This is a genomic window from Tardisphaera saccharovorans (genome assembly GCF_046635845.1).
In the GTDB taxonomy this organism is placed as follows: domain Archaea; phylum Thermoproteota; class Thermoprotei_A; order Marsarchaeales; family UBA168; genus UBA168.
The window spans coordinates 663,568-679,997 of sequence record NZ_JAQQXN010000001.1 but is presented as its reverse complement, the minus strand read 5'-3'; the positions used below and the strand labels follow the sequence as shown (position 1 = coordinate 679,997).

Annotated in this window: 9 protein-coding genes; 4 read left to right on the top strand and 5 right to left on the bottom strand. The window is 51.0% G+C overall.

Annotated elements, in window-relative coordinates:
• Positions 1-420: 420 nt before the first annotated feature.
• Positions 421-1,614: an MFS transporter gene (locus PRZ02_RS03240; protein ID WP_449464400.1), complete on the bottom strand. Its 1,194-nt coding sequence runs from the start codon at positions 1,612-1,614 to the stop codon at positions 421-423.
• 1,956 nt (positions 1,615-3,570) lie between these two features.
• Here PRZ02_RS03240 and PRZ02_RS03235 point away from each other — a divergent pair.
• A complete protein-coding gene (locus PRZ02_RS03235) occupies positions 3,571-4,746 on the top strand; it encodes an ammonium transporter (RefSeq protein ID WP_449464399.1) in 1,176 nt (391 codons plus the stop codon).
• A gap of 361 nt (positions 4,747-5,107) precedes the next feature.
• On the opposite strand, the gene PRZ02_RS03230 is transcribed toward PRZ02_RS03235, so the two are convergent.
• Positions 5,108-6,412 carry an ABC transporter permease gene (locus tag PRZ02_RS03230; protein ID WP_449464398.1) on the bottom strand — a complete coding sequence of 435 codons (1,305 nt, stop codon included), beginning with the start codon at positions 6,410-6,412 and terminating at the stop codon, positions 5,108-5,110.
• Positions 6,409-7,317 (bottom strand): ABC transporter ATP-binding protein, encoded by a 909-nt coding sequence (locus PRZ02_RS03225; protein ID WP_449464397.1) that lies wholly within the window; start codon positions 7,315-7,317, stop codon positions 6,409-6,411. Before PRZ02_RS03225 ends, PRZ02_RS03230 begins: the two co-directional genes overlap by 4 nt.
• 475 nt (positions 7,318-7,792) lie before the next feature.
• Here PRZ02_RS03225 and PRZ02_RS03220 point away from each other — a divergent pair, with 475 nt between their 5' ends.
• Positions 7,793-9,130 (top strand): PhoPQ-activated protein PqaA family protein, encoded by a 1,338-nt coding sequence (locus PRZ02_RS03220; protein WP_449464396.1) that lies wholly within the window; start codon positions 7,793-7,795, stop codon positions 9,128-9,130.
• A gap of 955 nt (positions 9,131-10,085) precedes the next feature.
• Here the strand turns inward: PRZ02_RS03220 and PRZ02_RS03215 are convergent.
• Together PRZ02_RS03215 and PRZ02_RS03210 are read right to left on the bottom strand one after the other, a co-directional pair.
• Positions 10,086-11,396, bottom strand: coding sequence for a fucose isomerase (locus PRZ02_RS03215; RefSeq protein WP_449464395.1), 1,311 nt, complete (start codon positions 11,394-11,396; stop codon positions 10,086-10,088).
• A gap of 400 nt (positions 11,397-11,796) precedes the next feature.
• Entirely contained in the window at positions 11,797-14,334 is a 2,538-nt protein-coding gene (locus tag PRZ02_RS03210; protein WP_449464394.1) for a family 78 glycoside hydrolase catalytic domain, read from the bottom strand.
• 777 nt (positions 14,335-15,111) lie between these two features.
• On the opposite strand from PRZ02_RS03210, the gene PRZ02_RS03205 reads away from it, so the two are divergent.
• Positions 15,112-15,666 (top strand): family 4 glycosyl hydrolase, encoded by a 555-nt coding sequence (locus tag PRZ02_RS03205; protein ID WP_449464393.1) that lies wholly within the window; start codon positions 15,112-15,114, stop codon positions 15,664-15,666.
• Positions 15,667-15,678: 12 nt separating this feature from the next.
• On the top strand, positions 15,679-16,320 hold the full coding sequence (locus PRZ02_RS03200; protein ID WP_449464440.1) for a family 4 glycosyl hydrolase: 642 nt from the start codon (positions 15,679-15,681) through the stop codon (positions 16,318-16,320).
• The last annotated feature ends 110 nt before the right edge of the window (positions 16,321-16,430 follow it).

Sequence of the window (16,430 nt, the reverse complement as noted above, 5' to 3'; positions counted from 1 at the left end):
TGCCAATAGGGGCTTTGTGACGCACTTCACCGCACGGGCAAATGAGGCACCTAGGCCCGGAAAAGTCCAATACCGGATGAGAACAAAGTTAAGGGATCCATGCAGAGTTCTCGGCCTGATTACGCTGAGCATAGGCCCTACAAGCGCATACCGCAAAGGGTCGTTCTGCGATTTTCGCGGTCCATTTTTGGCCCACCTTGGCCTCTAAAAAAACAAAACGTGGGACGCTTCTCTCTTTTTGAATCGCTCCGAGTTCCAAATCATGAGTTGATGGTGCAAAGAAGCGCTTCAATCTGAGAAGTGACCCCAGCGTAATCATGCCAACTCAAGTCAAGCCCGCGGGACAGCGATGCGAGCGGGCAAAAGAAAGCGCGGTTTTCTCCTCGCAAGGGCCTGAAGTACTCACGTCGATAGGCTACCCTAAGCTAAGAGATCCGCCACCCATCGGTATCGCTTTTCGCCCCATTGGCCTTTGAACATCAAGTAGTAAAGCAACGGATCAAAAAGAGCTATGGCGCCGCCAAGAAGCGGGAGGTAGGTTATGAACTCACGCATGGCGTACCCCGAGATCGCGGCGCCAACGGAGGAAGCGGTATTCCTGCTGAAGGAAGTTGAACCGTTGGCCGTGGCCCTTTCCGTTTCATGAACGTTCAACATGACAAAGGACTGCCTCACTGGCATACCACCCATGGCGAAGGCTCCCCTCAAGATGAGAAACAGCCCTGCTATGGGAAATATGGGAGAGAAGGCCATCAAAACGAACGATAGCGAGCTGGCAACCCTTGTGAAAACTATGATCTTCAGCCTGCCGGCCTCGCGGGCGAGCCTGGGGATCACCAACGTGAAAGCTATCATGGCAAGGTCCATTGCCCCGAAGACGGCACCTATCTCTCCCGTTGTGGCGTTGTACCTAAGCTTAAACCAAAGTGAAAGAAGCGGGATCACAAGCCCTGATCCAAGCCCGCAAGGAATCGTCGGCGCGCTTAACTTGAATATGTTTTTGTAGGAAAGAGAAGGAACAAGCTTCTGGCTGCGTATCCCCATGTCTTTTATGAAACCAGACCCAATGGCTGAGGCAAAGCCCAGCAAGGCGGCAACGTAGAATAGGGAGTAAGGGCTAACGCCCAGAAACGATGCCGCGGTGATGCTAAACGCCCCGAGCATAGCGGACGCCATTTCCGCCACGGCCGCGATCCCCAGTAGCTCCGACATGCCAGAGCGCGAACTGACCTCTGATATTATGGCCGTCTGAACTGCCCCCAAAGGGCCACCCGAGCCGATTGGGCCACCCGTGGCTCCAGAGGTAAAGCCTGCAAGCCCAGCCAGCAAAGCCAGTAGGATTGGGCTTCTAAGCGATGTCGTGAGGGCGGCCGACGCGGCAAACGCGATAAGCAGGGCGGTAAGGACGTACTTCCTTCCGTAATGATCTGCGAGCATTCCCGCTAAGACCGCCAGGGCCGCATTCATTACCATGGCCGCGAACACGGTGACACCCACCAAGGGGGTTGAAAACCCGATTTTCTTGAGGTAAAGCGGAAACAACACCACGATAAAGCCGTAAGCGTAACTCACAACTGCCCTTGACGTTATGGCTAACTTCGCGTTGAGCTGCAAGGTAGACCACGTTGGTTAAGGATTAGCACTTACGGGTATCGATTTACCTATATAATATCCGTTCAGGGCATCAAATAAGGTAGAGGCGAAAGAGAGTGCCCGATTTCGTGGCACCTAATCCCGACAACGAACTAAGGCAGACCGACCTCAAGGGCTGCGACGCACCGCCATGGCGCGGTCGGCACCGGGAGGCGCGGGCAAGGCCATTGGCGCAAAAACCCGGCAACCCCGAGATCGACCATTTTTTGCCCTAGCAATCTAGGGTACCTTGACCAAAAAATTTGAAGCTCGCCCCTCTGGCTAAAGCACTCGCGCGGGGACGCTCGCCGTGTACCAACACGGAAGACCCCCGGGACAGCCGACCGCTAAAGCGATCCTCGGACGCCGCCGAGGCGCCGGCATTGTGTCATAACAGCTTTGCTGAAACGGCGGCCGCCCGCACAAAAACCAGGGGGAGTACCGAATTTCAGCTGAACTGTTATGCGGACCCCCCTCGGAAAGGGAGCATGGTAGCTGAGTTAAAAAATATCCGAAGTCGTCAAAGTAACAGTTCAGCTGAAATAGCTCAATCGGCGGGATCGTTCAGGCGTCCCTGACTTCCTGTACGCGACTAACGCTCCTTTGACGAAGAACCTAACTGGGCCGAAGATCAAGAATAACGTTCCCAGGCCGAGAAATGCGGCATAGCACGGCGGGGATGCTCCCAAAGAAGACCACGAAACCGAACTCAAAAGAACTCAAGCCTCCCCTTACGCAGGAAACGGCGGTCTGAATCATGTATCCTCTAGACTTATCGACCAAGAAGAGGGGGCAACCGCCGCAGCGATCAGTCCAAAGACTAACCACATGATCCAGGGAAGCGCGCTAATAAAAGAAGCGCCAGTTCGTCCTATGGATAAGGTGGAAGACAAAAACATCAGTGCAACGGCAGTTGCATACCAAAGAACGGCTAGGCCGACTTTCTTTAGCTTCATCGCTTCTCAAATTCCTCTCGCTCTTTCACGCTTAAATTTTTGACAGATCGATATCCAAATTCGCGCATAAGAAGTTCCTCGCGCCCATCGAGGCTCATACGTTGGTTAATTAAGTCAGGTCTGAGATTCCTGCGATATGATGCGTTAGTGCCCTTTTTCTGCGTAGCTCCCTTTGTGGGGTTCTTCCGGGAGCAGGTAGCCAAACCTTCTTTGCGATCGCGCGATGCGCCAATCCGCACAGAACGACGGGCGCAGCGAAGATCAACGGCCTGGAAAACAGCCTTTTAACTTTGAATTACTAAGTTAAACATAGCCAGACAAAGCGAACGCGTCCTAAGCCAATTTTCAAGCACTTAATAATACCGTTCTCGGGCATAAATCAAGTTAAGCTAGTGACCCAGATTTCCTGGGGCACCTCTAGAAAAGAGAAGATTCCATGCAATGGGCCCGCCACGGCTGTTGAAGCAGTGGCTCCGTGCGCCAAGGCAGGCATTTTTGCCGTGATTTATTAGCCGCAGCTAGCTCTACTCCTTTAAAAACATCGCTTTGCTATTTACTATATATTACAAAGATTACCGTTGATCTACGCGAACTTTTAGAGGGAAATCTCAGATCTGCACGTTAACAAGTTTTACGCTTGGGATGCCGTAAGATGATCTTCGAGAAGCCTCGTTAACTTTACAGCCGCTTAAACTAATGGATATCTCGAAGGGGAACCCGGCCCCGGTAAAACTTCCTTCCTGCGCTATTATCCTTAGATGGGCAAATTTTAGCCGTAGGCACCTAGGGTACTATGGCCAAAAATCCCTGCTCTTCGATGCATGAATCTTATGGCTACGTTTTTTCTTAGATTGACGAATGATTTTGCATAAATCTGCTTAAGTGATTAAGTATTATTCACATTTGTCATCAAAAATCGGAAAGGCGTTCAAAATATTTGCCTATATTTAGAAAAGCTTTTAGGCCCATTACACAACGTTTCATGCTACCAAACGCTGCGTCTACCGCATGGGTATTGGTCTCGTCAGCCTTGGTAATGATAATGATACCGGCGCTCGCGTTATTCTACGCAGGCATGGTGAAGGAAGAAAGCCTCCAAGCCGTTGCCGAGCAAACGGTCCTTGCTTTGGTTATTGTTTCGATAGAGTGGGTTCTGGTGGGTTTTTCGTTGGTTTTCTCGACTGGCTCGCCTTTAATAGGGGGCACGTCTTGGTTTGGATTATCGGGAATAACGTTCCAGGAAGTTCTCCAGGGTTCCGACGTTCCCATGCTTGCTTACGTGACGTTCATGGGACTTTTTGCGGCCATAACTCCTGCGCTTATAATGGGTGTGTTTACCACAAGGGTAAAAGCCACGACGCTCGCGCTTTTCATCGTTACATGGTCGGTCCTCGTTTACAATCCGATAGCTCATTGGATATGGGGAGCTGGTGGTTGGCTTAAGTCATTGGGCATGCTCGACTTCGCCGGAGGAGCGGTAGTCCACCTGAACGCCGGCATGGCTGCGCTTGCCTTTGCTCTCTACGTTAGGAAATGTGGAAGGAGACCATCCGTGAGCGAGCCAGGCAATAGCACTTACCTCGTTTTGGGTTCTTTACTGCTGCTTTTTGGTTGGTTCGGTTTCAATGCCGGAAGCGCTTTGAGCGCTGACGGCCTTGCTGCCCTTGCTTTCGCCAACACGTTGTCGGGCGCATCAGCGGCTGGCCTCGTATGGATGCTTATTGGTTGGCACAGAAGGTCCCACGGAATATTGGATGCCATGCAGGGCATGATAGCTGGCCTTGTCGCCATCACTCCAGCTGCTGGCTTTGTCACCCCCGCGTACGCCATGATCATCGGTTTTGTCGGAGGGATCATTACAAACTTAGCTTCAAATTTCAGGGCAAAAACAGGACTTGCCGATCCTCTCGACGTTTGGGGCGTGCACGGAATGGGAGGAGCGTGGGGAGCGCTGGCGACGGGATTGTTTGCGAGCGTCGGGGCAAGAGGCCTAATATTAGGTAATATGAGCACCGTATTGGTCCAAGGACTTGGCGTGGTAACCGTGGCAAGCTACTCATTTGCGGTATCGTTCCTCATCATTGTATTTCTGGATCGCTGGTTAGGCTTTAACCTGCCGGAGGCCCTACCGCTAGCCGCATCTAAAAAAGCAAACTGAACCTAGGGCGCCTGACGCAAAAATGCCGATCAGAAAGCACAATAAGAGCTAGCAATACTCATGAATACCAAGGACAACAGACGATTGAAGATCACATGTGGACGATATGTATTCGGTGTTCAGGCAACCAGGGCCGCAGCTCACAGGTACGTTGGCAGTGAGATGGGCCTCGTTCCCAACGATTTGTCGCCAACGTGCCTCTTCGAAAGAATAAGATTTGCGCCTACCTCAGCGCCTATCAAGAGACATGTCAGCGAACAGGCTGCTAACTGCGCAGAAACATGCTCCAGTAAATTAAAAAGAACTCGGTCCTGCATCTTGCCGTCATACTTTTTCCATACCAACCTAAGGGACTTCTCATTCACGCAACCCTCTGCCTTTCATAGGAGATCATCGCACCGAGCAGTGGGAGAACTATCCAGAGGACCGCTGCAACGCCCACCATCAGGGGGCTGGAGTAGGGGAACAACAAAGACGTATTAGAAGAGGTGCCAAAGCTTGCTATCATGTCGTAGAGCCCGCGAGGGTCTAGATAGTAGAGGTTTGGCAAGTTCTCGAGGAGCACGATCAGGTCGAATATACCCATGAAGAAGAATATGAAGGCCGCTATGGATATCCCAAGGTAAGACCCTGTCCCTCTGACCCACGTCCCTATGAGGAAAGAGAGGGAGAAAAAGGCCAGCAACTCAACGGAAAGGCCGGCGAAGATCAGTCCAATGTCTGAATAAGTCGGCTGGACCCCCAGGAGAAACGCCACAGTTAGCCCAAGAGCGGCGGCAACGATGCCCGCCGATACCAGGAGCGTGAGCGCGCCCCCCAGGTACCTGGCGGTGAACAGACCCCGCTTCGTGACTGGACGCGCAAGTATGAACTCCAGCGCACCGGTTGCCCTAGGGCTGACGAACATGGCGTACACGAGGTAGAAAGCCATTATCGGGAAGAACTCAGCGAAGATGGTCGCTGAATTAAATAGGACGGAGGCATAGCCCGTCGGCATAAGGAGCTGATAGATCTCGTTCGAGCCAGACGTAAGCACGAGACCAGTGGTGGAGTTCACCTCGGCGTAAGAAACAAACGGGAGACTGGCGTTAAGGGCAATGACGTGACGGAAGATGGGAGACGTTGCGACCCCCAAGTCCGTCATCTTTGCGTACTCGCTGGGGCTATTGGTCGTCACGGAGGGAAAGCTCTTCGACTGCTTGAAATATATGGAGAGGCCAGGCCTTGCCCCAACGATGAATATGGCCGAGTGAGAGGCGAGGTTGATTCCCACGATCGCATCGAAGCCGGCGCTGGCCGTGTGGTTAGAGCCGCGAAAGCTGAACGTCACTGGCGCGCCGATCATCAGGGGTTGTGTCGGCGAGCTTTCCCAGTGGAAGTAACCGCTGGAGTTTGTGACGGCCTTACCGCCCGTGAGGTATAAGGTGGCCCCTCCTAAGCCAGTGCCCTGCTGGTTGAAGAGATAGCCCAGTAGCTCCTGCGAGCCGTTGGCCTCAGCTGGCCCAGGGTACCCGTAAACCACGTAATAGCTCGGCTGGCTGATGCCCATGGTGGAAATGTCGAGGTAAGCTATGCCCACGCCGGCCGCCACGAAGAGAATCACAAGCACTATCAGCGAAGGCCTGAAGAGGGAGCGCCTGAAGTCGTAGAGCACGCCGTTAGTCATGGTTGCTCACCTATGAGCTTAAAGAAGTAGGACTCGAGGTTCCCGGTTACCCTCTCGATCCCTGAGACCTTGTAACCCTGTTGGACGAGCACCGAATTCAGGTCCTCTGGGTTGATCTTGATACCCTCGACCTCGTAGCTGCCCTTCCCGAGCTCCTTGACTTCCCCATAAGAAGAAAGTATGTCCTTAAGATGGGCGTCTGGGTTGGAAACGGACACCTTCACACCTGAAGTCTGCACAAGGGACAGGATCTCATCCATGCCCTTGACTGCCAAGACCCTTCCCTTGTGTATGAAAACGACCTCGTCAGCTATGCTCTGGACCTCTGAAAGTATGTGCGAGGAAAAGAGGACGGCCTTTCCCTGCTTCCTGAACTCCACGGTCTTATCCCTGAAGAAAGCGATGCCCTGGGGATCCAGGCCGTTCATCACCTCATCCATTAAGAAGTTGTGGGGGTCATTCAGCAGCGAAACTGCTAGCGCAAACCTCTTCTTCATCCCTTGGGAGTAATCCTTCAGCTTCTTGCTGGAGCTCTCCAGCAGACCGAGCTGCTGGAAGAGATCTTGACCCACCCTCTTCGCCTCAGTTCCCGAAAGACCATAGTAGCCGGCCAAGTAAACGAAGTAATCCATGGCCCTGACCCCCTGCTCGTAGGTTGGCAGTTCGGGCACCCACCCTAAGCTTCTGGATGCTTGGGCCTTCTGCTTGACCACGTCTAGGCCGTCGATCAGGACGGTTCCCGAGGTCGGCTTCAGGACGCCACAGGCCACCTTAATTGTGGTTGTCTTACCCGCGCCGTTCACTCCCACGAAGCCAACTACTCTCCCATCAGGAACCTTGAAGCTGGCTGAGTCGAGGGCCTTGACCTTGCCGTAGTTGACGGTTACGTTGGAGACTTCGATCATTTATTGATCCCGTCTTGAAACTATTAAGCTTATGTAACTTCAACAGAGCCTCAAAAGAAGCCTTACGAGTGCTTGCAGCGCGTTTAGCGAAGACATGTGACCGTAGTTGCGTTCGTTTTTTATCGGCGAGATCGCATCCGTTAGCGATATAAAAACAGGGCAGTTTACCACCGCAATTTACCTCGTACGATCAGATGTCCCTGAAGAAGAGGGCCGCCTTAGGAGACTGAACAATGCAAGTCGCGAATTGCGTGACCGAGGTCTGTGCATGTCCGGCGCCCTAGTCTCGAGCCCCATGATGACCCTGCGTGCGGATAGATTGTGCTGTAACTGGCGTGGTTACTTCATTAGAAGACCGTGACGCCGTGAATGCCCATGAGGCCTACGAAAAGCTTTCTGATTTCAATGGAGCAAAGCGCGAGATCGGGCCAAGAAATAACTAAGTAAGCTTTAAAGTGATTACCATGATGATCTTATGGAACTTGACGATTTCGTGAAGAAAAACGATATATTCGATTATACCGTGAGAGAAACGATTCGCGACTTAACCCGCATCGAGCTCATATCTCAAGTCTGGAAGGGCATTACCTGGAAGCATACCGTTCTCATTGTAACCCCTTCGTCCATAACATCCGACCAAGCCCTCCTCTACATAACGGGAAGTTATTCAGGCAAGCTGGAATACCTGAGCAATCAATCAGGTGAGTTAAATGCGGTGCGCTGGATTGCTGAGACGACTGGTTCGCCCGTTGCCGTTCTCTTCGACGTGCCAAATCAGCCCTACCAGGGAATGGTCGAAGATGAGATTATATCTTATACGGTCGGCAAGTTTGTCGAGAGCGGCGATCCAGAGTGGCTTCTCCTTTTCCCCATGACGAAAAGCGCGGTTAGGGCAATGGATGCGGTATCAGATTACTTCTCCAAGAAAGGGATATCCCTTAAGGGATACACGGTAACTGGGGCATCCAAAAGGGGATGGACGACGTGGCTGACATCAGCCGTTGACGACCGGGTAAAGGCCATAGCCCCCATGGTCTACAACAACCTGAACGTACCGGAGCAGGTAAAAAACCAGGTAAAGCTTTTGGGAAGTTTCAGCCCTGAGCTCAAGGACTACTATCAAAGAGGCCTGTTTGACCTGCTATTAAAAGGAGATAAGGTAGCGCTTGAGGCGGTTAGGCTCATCGATCCGTTCACATATTTGGACCGGATAACGATGCCAAAGCTGATAATTAACGGGGCAAATGACCAATTTTGGGCCATAAACGCCGACCAGTTTTACTACGACAGATTGCTAGGGGAGAAGAGGATACTCTACCTTCCGAATTCCGATCACAGCCTGCAGGATAGAGATAGGCTTCTTTCAACGCTTAAGACCTTTCACGAAATGACGTCGAGAGGAGAAAAGCTGCCCGACCCCAAAGCACAGGCCACATACGACGACGAGGGAGCCCTGATCACGGCCTATCCGGAAGAAGGAGCATACGTTTGGACAGCGGAGTCAGAGAACATGAACTTCGTGAAGAGCCGTTGGCAAAGGATGAAGTGGTCAAAGGGTTTCAAATTAAAGAGGGAGGGAAGAAACAAGGCAGCGTTCGTGGAGTTCGAGTTTAAGGGAAGGCCAAACTTTTACCTGTCGTCGAACATGTTCGTGGTACAAACAGGCTCACGAAAGCCATGTGGGCTTATCACTGATCATTTAAGCAAAAGCCTATCTACCGTGCTGGATCGCCGTGAGTATGATGGGTGGATAGTGGCGGCCAGGCGCTCGCGGGAGGGGGCGAAGCCGGACCCCGATAATAGTTGGGCATGATTCAAGGCTGGACAAGCGCTCAACTTACGATTGAGGCGCTGCTCCGCCTTGTGGGGAAGCCGCTTGGGGACGCGGGCCGCTTAGGATTACGAAGAGACTAGGGTATTCGTTATGACCTACACTGCCTTCGGTTCCTTTCCAGGCTTTATATCCCTACAAGATGTCGAGATGTGCTCCTCGAGGGCGGGCCCTTCGAGTAATTCTCTGACGAGAACAAGAAGAGAGCGAATAATAATGTGAGTGGAAGGTGTTGAACGCGGTCTTGTAAAAGGGAAAACGAGGCAAGAAGCAATTAATACCGTGAAGAACTTCGAGGTTGCTTCGCCGCGTCAGCTTGGTAGACGTTCCGTAGTGTTCTGCGGAAGTCGCAGTAGAGGAGACTTCAAGTTTAGAGCGGCGTTGACGTGCTCCTTAACGTGTAAAGAATTTGAGGGAATTAGGTTTCTCGATCCCTATGACCAGTTCGATATTCAGGAAAACCTCGAGGTAAAGCCTTGCAGTCCACTGAGTTCAAGCGACTATTACAAAATGCTATTGGAAACAAGCGCTCAAACGCGGGATAGTTATCCGCGATGACCTAAACTTATTTGGTTAAAAATCAAATTCTTCCACTACCATGTCTTACCAGACACCAGCCCCTAGATCCTAAAAAGCGCGTAAATCAGTCAAACGATCGCTGGAAATTGTGAGCTCAATTCAAGAAACGATTACATCCCGAACGCCACTTGCATGACCATTAATCGTTGATCACCTACGTGCTGATCAAGCGCCCGCTTATGCTGACGTGCTGTGCTACGCTTGCGCAAAATCCACGATAACCAGTAAGCGAAAAATCATCAATCTGGTGCTGCCTAAGTGGGTATCATCTAAAAAACTCAAAACGGGCGCCACGCTTAACCCTCATGCTCTACGAGGGCATATAATTACAACGATTTCACAATAACGTAAAAAAGGCCTATGGCCGATCTTCTTCGAGCACCTTCACTCCCATCAGCACAGCAAATTCTTTTATCTCGCGTCTTAGATCGCCATAAAGCAGCACCCTATGATAGCCGCTTCCGGCAGACCAATTCCACGCCACCTCTTTGGCCTTGCCCTCTGCTACAAGCTTAGTGGCGCACAGCTGCTTCCAGTAAACGTTATCGATCGCTTTTGCCTGATGCAGGCTCAGCTCTGATGCAATTGGGTTATAGCCTAGAACAGTAACAGTCTCGTTAACCGGAAGTTGAACGTGTACTGAGGCGTGTTTATGTCCTCCATGCGCGTCGGTGATCACGTACGGGACTTCTTGTTTCTTAGAGTTGTGAGGATTTGTGGGAAGGTAGCAGTGCCAATAGACAAACCTGCCCTTAACCTCATCAACCCCAGGATCGTTCACGTATCCGTTTCTGTCGAAGAGGTAATGTCCTATGAGCAAGGGAAATATGGAATAGATGTCAGCCTCACAAACCGGAATAACGTCATCGTACCAAAGCTGCATGTACCCCAAACAAGGCCACGCGTCGATGAGCCCAGAGTTAAAGTTCATTATGCAATCAAATGCGATCACGTTGGCTCTACTTTCCCTCACTGCCCTTAACATTGCCAAGTAAAGTCTCGCGGCTTTTATCACGTCTTCCGCTGAGGGTTCCAGCATCTGGCTTGCCCCCTCTATCCACTTTTGAGCCCACTGCCTTGCTTCCTGCTCGTCTACCTTGCTGTAATATTTATCGATGAACGCCCGTAAGTCCATGAACTCGATGGGAACGCCTATCTTTTGCTGAAATTTGGCGGTCGCACGCGATACTTCTGTAGAATTTGGGAAAGCCCACGTCATGTACGAGGCCAGGTCCCGCACGGTAATCAAGAGCACCTTGCTTTCCCTTATTTTCTGGATCGCCAAAAGGTATCTGACCTTTTTCAGCGCATCAGCAGCCAGCAGGTCTTGTGTAGCTATCCCGAGAACGGGATATCCTTCTTTGCTCGCTTGAACTACATCCATGAGGTAATTTGGAGATCCCTCCATGGTTTGCGACAAGACAAGCACTGGCTTTCCACTCGCCAAAATGGTCCTAAACGTTCCTTCATCGATGACCCTAGAACTGAACACCAGATAACCCGTGGCCTTGGCCTCCGCTGACAAAAATGCCTCAGCATCTTCGACGTTTCTTACCGAATATGGCTTAAAGTCAACGCTAGGATATCCTTGCTTAAGCGCCTGAAGCGCTTCCTCCGGATTGAGGAACTCGTTTTCGAAACTCCCCAAGAATACCACGGGCAGCTGCATGCACCGCGCATGTCTGGTCATTTAAGTTTTGCGGCCTTGCGTGGCTTTGAGAGATGCTCAACAATTATGGCACTTAACCGTTTTCATTATAAAACCCGAACGAACCTAAAAACGAAACAACCCCATCATAAAAAGTCGGTTTTGCCAAATAATGCCATTAGCGCCTTGCCTAAATCGCCTTAGCCATAAATCAGTAGCGCTCTTATGGCCTTCTCCCCCATGTGACAGATGCTTGGATGGTAGCCCACTAGTTCTCGTCACGAACAAAAAGCCATGCCCCCTTTGAGCTCTATCGAACTATCAGCGTCCTTTGAACGCAACTCTGGAAATGCCGATTAGGGTATTTTATGCTACAAAAATCAGGAAGAGTTAAGTTAAAGCCTTATGCCAACTTTAAAAATCACGCCTTTTTTGACATGGATACAGTGAAAGCGTAGTCGCCGGAAGATATCTCTACGTTAATCTGCCCTTCAGTTTCGCTTATCCCGTGAACTCCTTGAGGAAGCTCGCCGGCAGCTTCCTTTTCTTCGATTAAGAGCTGCCCTTTGGGCAGCTGCACGGTCGCGCGGCTTCCCACCGGCACGTGAACCCTTACGTTCAAGGTGTTGCCTTGACGCTGCCACTCAATTGAAACCCTTCCCTTTAAGGTCATCAACGACGCTGATACGTGATCAAGCAAAAGCACCTCTGGCTTAAAAACTATGTGAGAGAACCCTGGCTCACCCTCATCTGCCCTTATGCCCGCTATGTACCTGTAGAACCACGAGTCAACGCTTCCAAACATTATGTGATTGTGAGAGTTCATTGCCTCCCCGGTGAGAAGCTCCCACCTCTCCCACAGCGTCGTTGCCCCCTCCCTTATCATGTAGCCGTAGCCGGGATAAGAGCTCTGGTTCACCACGGCATACGCAAGGTCCGGCCTCCCCACGTCGCACAGCACGTCAAACAGATAGCGAGTTCCGATGATCCCAGTACTAAGGTGAGAGTCATGCTCAACTTCCACGTCATGTATTAGGTGCTTCGTCACGGCTTCCCTTTCGGCTCCTCCTACAAAGCCTCCGTAGATGGCGAGCGCGTCAGATGTCTGGCTGCCAGGACCATAGTGATCCTTTGCGAAGAAGCGCGAGTTAAAAGCGCCTACCACCCGCTTCGCCTCTTCCGCATACTGCTCTTTTTCCTTATCCTTCCCAAGGGCAGCGGCAATCTTTGACAGGAGGAAAAGAGACCTATGATAATACCATGTATCGGTAAGCTCCCTCGGAGTGTCCGGAGATACCACATGCGATGGAGGGCACCAATCCCCGTACTTATTTATGGATAAGATGCCATCCTTTGCCTTGGATGCCAAGAAGCCAACGTACTTCTTCATGGGTTCATAGTTCTCCTCAAGCACCCTCTTGTTTCCATAATAAACGTAAAGAAGCCAGGCGATCTCCAGGTAAGCTATTCCCCAAGCTGGATCGGCTGGGTACGTCTTCCAGAACGGAGGCACCACATCAGGTATTTGTCCATCCTCAAGCTGACTCTCCCTTATCTCAGATATCCAGTTCTGGTAGAAAGAAGGCATCCAGAAGTTGAAAATTGCCTCCTCCGCGGAGAGCTGAGCATCTCCCATCCATCCCATCCTCTCATCTCTCTGAGGACAATCGGTGGGTATGCTCATGAGGTTGCTGAGCTGCCCCCTCACCGTAAGCTCATGTATCCTATTTATGAGAGAATTCGAGGTGTAGATGCCTCCTGTCGGCTCCACGTCCGTGTGGACAATCTCCCTTTCAACGCTCTCTATGGACGGAGTGCCAGGATAACCAGTTATCTCAGCATAACGAAATCCGTGATAAGTGAAGTGAGGTGAGAACTCCTCTAGTTCATCTCCCTTGAAGACGTACGTGTCGGTTGCCTTGGCTCCCCGTATGTTTTTTACGTTTAACGTGCCATCCGAGTTGATTAGCTCTGAGTGCCTTATGACAAGAGCGCTTCCTCTGGCTCCTCTCGCCTTAACCCTTAACCAGCCGGTGAAGTTCTGCCCGAAATCTAAAACGAATACACCGGGTTTGGGGCTTGTAATTGATATTGGCTTATCTTTTCCGGTAACCCTTACGGGAGGAAACGCTTCAGCGACCAGCTTTCCCCTAGGAGGATCCGATAACTTGGCCTGCTTCCAACTTGAGTCATCAAACCCTGGGAGGTCCCATCCCTCCTGTTCAAGTCTTGCATCGTACGTCTCTCCTCCATATACGTCATCGAACGTTATGGGACCCTGATCGCACTTCCAGCTCTCATCAGATACGACAACCGTCTTTCCGTCAATAACTAACTGAAAGATGAGCGTCGGCGCGTCAGAGTATCCGTACCTCTTTATGTATCTTCCATGGCCAAGCAAAACGCCAATGGCGTTTTCTCCTCTCTTGAGGTAATCGGTCACATCATAAACGGAGTAGAGCACCCTCCTGCTGTAGTCTGACCAACCTGGATCCAGCACCTTGTCTCCGACCTTTTTGCCATTTATGTGAAGCTCGTAATAGCCTAGCCCCGAAATAAAGGCCAACGCTCTTTTGACCTCTTCAACCTTTAATTCCTTTCTAAACACGCCGCCTCCCTCTATCCACTTTGCCTCCCAAGAACGAAGCCCGGTTACAAAGCGTGCCCAATCGCTCCACTCGCTTTCATTTTCCTGCTCGTCCCACCACTTAACCCTCCATCTGTAAGAGGAAGCGGGCTTCAGGGGAGAACCACCGTAAACAGCTGACTGTTCAGTCGACGACACACGACCGCTCCCCCATACTCTTTCTGACGTACCCTGATCATATACCTCGATCTCATAAGATGACTGTTTTTGGCCCCTGTGCTCAGGCTCAGCAGACCACGTGAACCTTGGAGCCTCAGCCTCTATGCCCATCGGGTCGCGCGCAAACTCGCATAAGAGATTATATGCTTTCATACGCTTAGAACTAAGCGATATTTAAACCTATCACGAGTCATACTTTTTACATAACTCTTATGAGTTCACACTCATAATTCAGGTATTTCTACATGGAAAGACCTTTGACCACATAATCAGAATACCCGATATCTTATAAAATCCATGAAGCGGCTCAACATTAGATTTCGAATCATCTGAGGGAAAGCCCAAGCACTTCCAAATCGCTGCCACCTAAAACACAACGCGCAGGGCGCAAGGCCCATGTGAAAGACGTAAAGCGATGATGCCTCAAACAGCGCACATTAGAAGTACTCCACGCAAAAGCGCCAGAAAAGAAGCCGTTAACGGCAGTTACAGGCTGCGGAAAGGCGCATCGCGGAGGTCCAGCGATGGGCTTGCGGTATCAGCTTTTCGGAAAATCGGCATTTCTTTCCTCCGATCCTTCAACGATGAAGTGAACCAAGCCCAAATGAAAGCCTGGCCAAATCTTTGGCAAACCCGTAAGGTTCAACTCTCCCGTAAGCGCTGCCACGCGGGAGCGTGCGTGAAAGTCTTCTAGGTGATTTAAAAAGCCCATCACTTCTACGAGTCGTTGCTCGTCCACAAACCGCGGTCTCAATCTGCGGTTTCGCCGAAAATCCCTCGTGCAGCCAAATAACTTCCCACAAAAAGATTGCCTAGCGGATCACTGACGGTATTAAGCTCCTGCGAGCGAAAACTTGGAGTCATCGAAGAAACGACCCTTCCTTAACGCCGATAAAAAGCGCTTAACTGCCCTATGTCAAGGTGACAATAATGGGTGCCGGGAGCATAGCTTTTAGCCTAACAATTACGGCTGACCTCTTGACATACCGGAGTTTAAAGGGTATAAACCTTTCTCTGATGGATATGGATCAAGAAAGGCCGGCTTCAACGGCAAGGCTCGTTGAAAAGGCAGCAGCTGACAACCGTCTGCATGCAAAGCTCGACATTACAAATGACAGGAAGGAGGCCATAAGAGATACCGACTACGTTATAACCTCCATAAGATCAGGAAGGATGGAGGCTTATCGGCTGGATCTCGAGATCCCTGCGAAGTACGGCATTGAGCAAGGAGTAGGTGACACGCTGGGCCCAGGTGGCATATTTTATGGCCTTAAGAATGCTTCCGCCATCGTTGACATTGCCCATGACATGGAGGAAGAAAGGCCAAACGCGCTGCTCATAAACTACACAAACCCGATGGCAATCGCGTCATGGGCGGTTTCGGACCCAACCAAGGTAAAGTACGTGGGGCTATGCCACAGCGTGCCTGGCACCGCTCGTACGCTGTCTCTGTACGCGGGTATACCATGTGAGGAATTGGAATAAGTTGCAGCGGGCATAAACCACATGGCGTGGTTCGTCAAACTAATGTGGAAAAGCAATGACATATATCCCATGTTAAGGGAAAAGCTGAACGATCCAAGGGTATATACCGATCCCACGCATCCGGCTTACAACGACCTTGTCGGGGTAGAGGTCTTCAAGGCCTTCGGATATTATTCCGCAGAAGACAGCAATCATCTTTCGGAGTACCTGCCCTATTTCCGGAAGAACCAAGAGCTTTTGAAGAGGTACCGCATATTGGATCACAACGAAAGGCTCGAGTTAATGGATAGGCGCGCAACGCGCGACAGGGAAAGCAGAGATCGTCTCGAAAAATCACCCAAGATAGTACTAAATAGGAGTAATGAGTATGCAGCGCAGATCATCCACGCGATCGAGACAAAGACACCGGCAAGAGTGTACGGTAACGAGAAAGATCATGGCTTGATATCAAACCTTCCGCCTGAGAGCGTAATAGAGTTGCCCGTGCTTGTTGATGGGAGCGGCATACACCCAACCTACGTGGGAAAGCTGCCTTCGCATTTGGCCGCCCTGAGCCTGATGGACATAAACTCTCAAGAGCTAGTGGTCAAGGCACTAAAAGAGGGGAGCAGAAAAGCGGTAATTGAGGCGCTCCTGCTGGACCAGTTGACTTAAGCACCCTCACGATTCCCAAAATTGAGAGAATGGGTCATGAAATGCTTGAGGCAGAAGCGCCATACTTGCCAGAGCTCAAGCGAATTTGCTTTCCCTCGGATTGGAAGCGG

Bases quoted from the DNA above. Each gene is read 5' to 3' on its own strand.
- PRZ02_RS03235 (WP_449464399.1), top strand. From the start codon at position 3,571: ATGCTACCAAACGCTGCGTCTACCGCATGGGTATTGGTCTCGTCAGCC.
- PRZ02_RS03230 (WP_449464398.1), bottom strand. From the start codon at position 6,412: ATGACTAACGGCGTGCTCTACGACTTCAGGCGCTCCCTCTTCAGGCCT.
- PRZ02_RS03225 (WP_449464397.1), bottom strand. From the start codon at position 7,317: ATGATCGAAGTCTCCAACGTAACCGTCAACTACGGCAAGGTCAAGGCC.
- PRZ02_RS03220 (WP_449464396.1), top strand. From the start codon at position 7,793: ATGGAACTTGACGATTTCGTGAAGAAAAACGATATATTCGATTATACC.
- PRZ02_RS03215 (WP_449464395.1), bottom strand. From the start codon at position 11,396: ATGCAGCTGCCCGTGGTATTCTTGGGGAGTTTCGAAAACGAGTTCCTC.
- PRZ02_RS03210 (WP_449464394.1), bottom strand. From the start codon at position 14,334: ATGAAAGCATATAATCTCTTATGCGAGTTTGCGCGCGACCCGATGGGC.
- PRZ02_RS03205 (WP_449464393.1), top strand. From the start codon at position 15,112: ATGGGTGCCGGGAGCATAGCTTTTAGCCTAACAATTACGGCTGACCTC.